The sequence below is a fragment of the Paenibacillus sp. KS1 genome (genome assembly GCF_001680695.1).
In the GTDB taxonomy this organism is placed as follows: domain Bacteria; phylum Bacillota; class Bacilli; order Paenibacillales; family Paenibacillaceae; genus Paenibacillus_B; species Paenibacillus_B suaedae.
In genome coordinates this window covers 1-4114 of record NZ_MAIS01000169.1, presented here as the reverse complement: position 1 = coordinate 4114, position 4114 = coordinate 1, and the positions used below count along the sequence as shown (strand labels likewise).

Here is a 4114-nt window from a genome sequence, read left to right as displayed (position 1 = left end):
ACTTACTATCACAATAGGAACTATCTTTTTTATGATCTCTTTATTCCTTTTCGTTTTTACACTCACCATCATTTATCTCTAAATGGCAGAGAGTCGAAAATGAGGCTCGACCGTTTTTCATTTAACTGCATTCTGTTTCAGGTAGTCCTCTAATTCCTTCGTGACTTCTCCCTCCGTCTGCAGGTAGTCAATAACCTGCTTTCCGTTAGATTCGTATGTGATTTTAATGAACATGTCACGATAAATAGAAAGCATTTCATGATCAATGAGGGATTTATCGATGATATGACCGCGTCCTAGCGTAAGGCCAAAGGGTTCTTTGTCAGGCATCAAATGTAACGGGGTATTTTCGTCAGTAGTATTAAAAACGTTGCTAGTTAATAGATGTTGAAGCATTTTAGGATGGAGTCCGAATGTCATCTTTACATTTTTCATTTCAATAGTCGGTTTCCTAATAGCTATTTCGTATAGCATCCGGTCGGCATCAGATTCTCTTTGCAGTTCAATTGTTGCTGTTAAACGGTAATGTTTAGGCGTTTCTTTCTTGAAGTTACTGTACATCGCCATCTTGCTGCTAAAATCATTAAATTCCTCCATGTAAGTCGGTAATTTAAGTTTTGTTTGATCTTTTACCTCAGTACAGCCAGTAAAAAAGAAAATTGCCAATACCACAAAAAGCAGTTGTTTCATCCCAACCTATCCCTTCCAGATAAGAGGAAGAACTCACAAGCTACAAATTCTCTGTTCTTGTGAGTTCATTCCGCTTTTAGTTTTGGTAATATTCTTCAGAGGTGTAACGTTTTCCTTGTAGATAGTTTGCATATGCCTGATTTTGAATGTACGTATGATCGTTGTAATGCTTTGCACTTTCGACTCTTACTGGTTGATATCCATTTGAAGTGGTGTAGTCTTTTGTTCTTTGCCTTACTTCTTTGTTTTTGTCCCACCATACCGCATAGTAATGCTTGAATGTATTTCGGTTTGTACTTTCAAACAATGTGTTCCAAATATTGTTGTACCACACTTGTCCCTGTTTAGTTGGAAACGAATAAGAGATCATAGTCTTAGCTGTCGCTGCTTGCGTTACATCTATATTAGATAACGCATAGTTAGCGACTTCGATGACTATCTTTCCAAACGTATCTTTGATCACACTTAAAACGACCCAAAGAACGATATCTTTGACAGAGTTGAAATTCCCCGACTTCTCATCTTGTACAATTGGTGTACCATACCAACCGTACGTTGTAAGATTGACCCGTGTAGCACCCACCCCTGGGTCATTACCATAGGTATCAAAAATTTCGTCTGCGGGATTGTTTGGGACAATATATTTATGCTTTTTTGCCCATTCAAGCGACTGCTGACCACCATCCTGCACGTTAGGTGAGTATTTACTATTATATGCAGCGGCACCGGTGACATTTACTGAAAATAAAGCGATAACAAGCAAAAAAATTGAAATGCTTTTAATTTTCACTGCGACTCGACTCTCCTCATACTTATATTTTTGATAGATTCTCAGCCGAGATATTCAAACAAGGACTCAATGGGCGGACTTCATTAGCTGATCCTCGTTTTCTTGATGACGCAGAATCACTATTTTGTAATGGTACTATGTCATCTAGATTAAATGTTGATCAAAATCCCTGAAGGTACAACTATATAGCTACTCAAATGAAGCTACATTAATTAATGATTGGTGTAGCGTACAAATATACTGACTGTGAGAATTCTCGTATTTTTGAACACTACAAACAAACGGGCAACCCTCCTCTATTATTAATGGCTACTCGCCCCAATGCTATTACAAAGATTTGAATGATGTTATTATTGTTCTAGCTGTTTTCTTTGGATGGCAAAGGATAGAGCGCTTCGGAGTCGATTTCCAGTGTTTCCTGACATGTTCATCTGGGATCGACTCTATATTATTGAAACAAGAGTGCTAGAATGACTAACATGTAGCATCCTTGAGACAACCTCTTTAATCGACTTATCTTACTTGAGAGAGAAAAATACTAGCTCCTTCTATCACCTTTTGGTTACCTTTTTTCTTCGTATCCGAATAATTCATTTTTTGAAGCTGCAATATGTACCAGTCGAGTTCCTGACTAATTTCCACTACATGTCTATCACTTAGGCTTTTCATACTTTCTACCGTTCTTGCCAAGCGTTCACGCAACTCTTTAACTTTTAATCGAATTAATTCTTCTTCCTGAGTTAGCATCGAGATTGGATACCCCCTTCTCAATGACAATTTAAACCAGGTTTCCTATATTCGTTATTTTTTTCCTCTAACAAAACCTTTTCGACATATTCTGTCACAAACAAAAATAAGAGGTAAGATAAGTAATAATAATTACTTTCCTTCCTCTTACTTGGTCGAGTCATCAACTTGTTGTTGTGCCCATTTGGGTAATATAAATAAAATTAAATTGAAACAATCATTCGCCCTGACACGAGAATCTACACCTATATAATGCAAAATACTCAGCATAAAGCAGTCAATAGCTTCTTCATATTTTTTAAGCTGTATGTAATATCCTGCTTTTAACTTAAAATACAGAGCCAATTCAGATTTTTTAAAAGGCGTCTTATATTCAGTGTTGATTATTTGAGATTCATGCTTGAGTAACATGTCAATTGAAACTGTATCTTTATTATGAAGGTATAATTCGAAAAGCTCGTTAATGATATGGATGGTTTGATCAGATGAGGATTGCTGTAAACAAATAAGAAGTTGTGATATGGCCTGCTCAATATGTCCTTTCTTGCCAAGGATGCAAGCTTCATTAAGCTTAATGTTTTCTTGTATTTCTTTAAACGAGTACTTGTTACATTCGTGCATGTAATGCTCTGCTAAAAAGTAATTACCCAAATAGTAATAGGAATTGCTAGTCAAAAGCAGGGCACGAGCTCTCGTAAGTGGATCACTCTTATACTCTTCCACAACAGAAGAGAGTAATTCAATGCTCTTCTCATGCATTTGTAGCGCGTAAGCATGAAACCCTAATTTGAAATGAATAAGCCCTTTCTCCTCTTCTGGAAAAAAATCGATGTAATTAAGCAGGTATATTCCTGTATGAAATGTCTGCTCCAGCCTGCTAAAATCATTACGTTCAATCAAGTACGTTTGAAAAAAAGCTTTGGCAACGTAAGGTTGTACTCCGTGCTCTCTGGCATACTTTGCGATTAGAGCAAATAATGTGAGTCTGATCGTATTATCAGTCACAGCTTCTGTCATTTTGTACAGCTCTTCAATTAAATCGTAGCTGTCTTCACTGTCAGATTGCAGGAACCTGACTGCTATCTTTTCAATAACTGTGCTTTCGCCCCTCTGAATAGCTTCCATTAGCAGACGTTGCAGCACCTTCTTACGCCTCTCCGTTACGATGTAATGACCAACCACATCCGAATATGGAATGGATAACGAAGAAGTTAAGGAAAGAATAGTAGTTAATTCAGGATGCTTTGTCTCTCCTCTTTCGATTTTCGATATCGTTCCTTTAGGAATACCTGATAACGATGATAAATGCGGCAAAGTGTATCTAAGTCTCTTCCGATAATCGTAAATTAATTCGCCGATTAGCCTAATTTCTTTACTCAAAACTATCACCTTCTTTCAAAAGCACGCTTACTACACAAAAAATGCATATATTTATTTAAAAACTACCATATATATACTAATGTGTAAACATTCCACGGTAGAAAAGGTACTGAAAATGGATTAACCTCGTACTTGGTCTAATGTTTTTGTATTCACGAACTGAGAGGCTTAAGACGCGAACGCGCCGGTATCAACGGACTTAGTCTCGTAGGGTTGAGAGCAGAATCAACTTCCTAGCTAACCTTCATGCGAACTGAAGCCAAAGCCCATAGCGTAAAAGGTGTTATGTGATGTCATCGTCCTTCTGAATTTGCTTTATCCGCATTTCATAGTATTTTTTAGGATCAATGAATCTTCTTGGTACAGTTGAAGGCTCCAACGCACTAGTCCACATTTTCTCCATTTCTTCAGAAGAAACTAAATGGCACTCAACTAATCTATCAGTATATCTAGTAATTATTTCAGCTAAAAGTGCATAGCGGATTAACCCCATAAATTTGGACACAT

The 4114-nt window shown here is 37.1% G+C and carries 5 protein-coding genes; all 5 read right to left on the bottom strand.

The features are described from left to right. Positions 1–117 precede the first annotated feature (117 nt). Entirely contained in the window at positions 118–690 is a 573-nt protein-coding gene (locus tag BBG47_RS27230; RefSeq protein ID WP_065294355.1) for a hypothetical protein, read from the bottom strand. A 76-nt stretch (positions 691–766) separates the two neighbouring features. Continuing rightward, positions 767–1480 carry a hypothetical protein gene (locus BBG47_RS27225; protein WP_065294354.1) on the bottom strand — a complete coding sequence of 238 codons (714 nt, stop codon included), beginning with the start codon at positions 1478–1480 and terminating at the stop codon, positions 767–769. Between the two features lie 513 nt (positions 1481–1993). Next, positions 1994–2227, bottom strand: a complete 234-nt coding sequence (locus tag BBG47_RS27220; RefSeq protein WP_065294353.1) for an aspartyl-phosphate phosphatase Spo0E family protein — start codon at positions 2225–2227, stop codon at positions 1994–1996. A 147-nt stretch (positions 2228–2374) separates the two neighbouring features. Then, positions 2375–3607, bottom strand: coding sequence for a helix-turn-helix domain-containing protein (locus tag BBG47_RS27215; protein WP_065294352.1), 1233 nt, complete (start codon positions 3605–3607; stop codon positions 2375–2377). A 283-nt stretch (positions 3608–3890) separates the two neighbouring features. Further along, positions 3891–4114 (bottom strand): hypothetical protein (locus BBG47_RS30470; protein ID WP_217492539.1); only part of this gene is annotated, 224 nt, incomplete at its 5' end.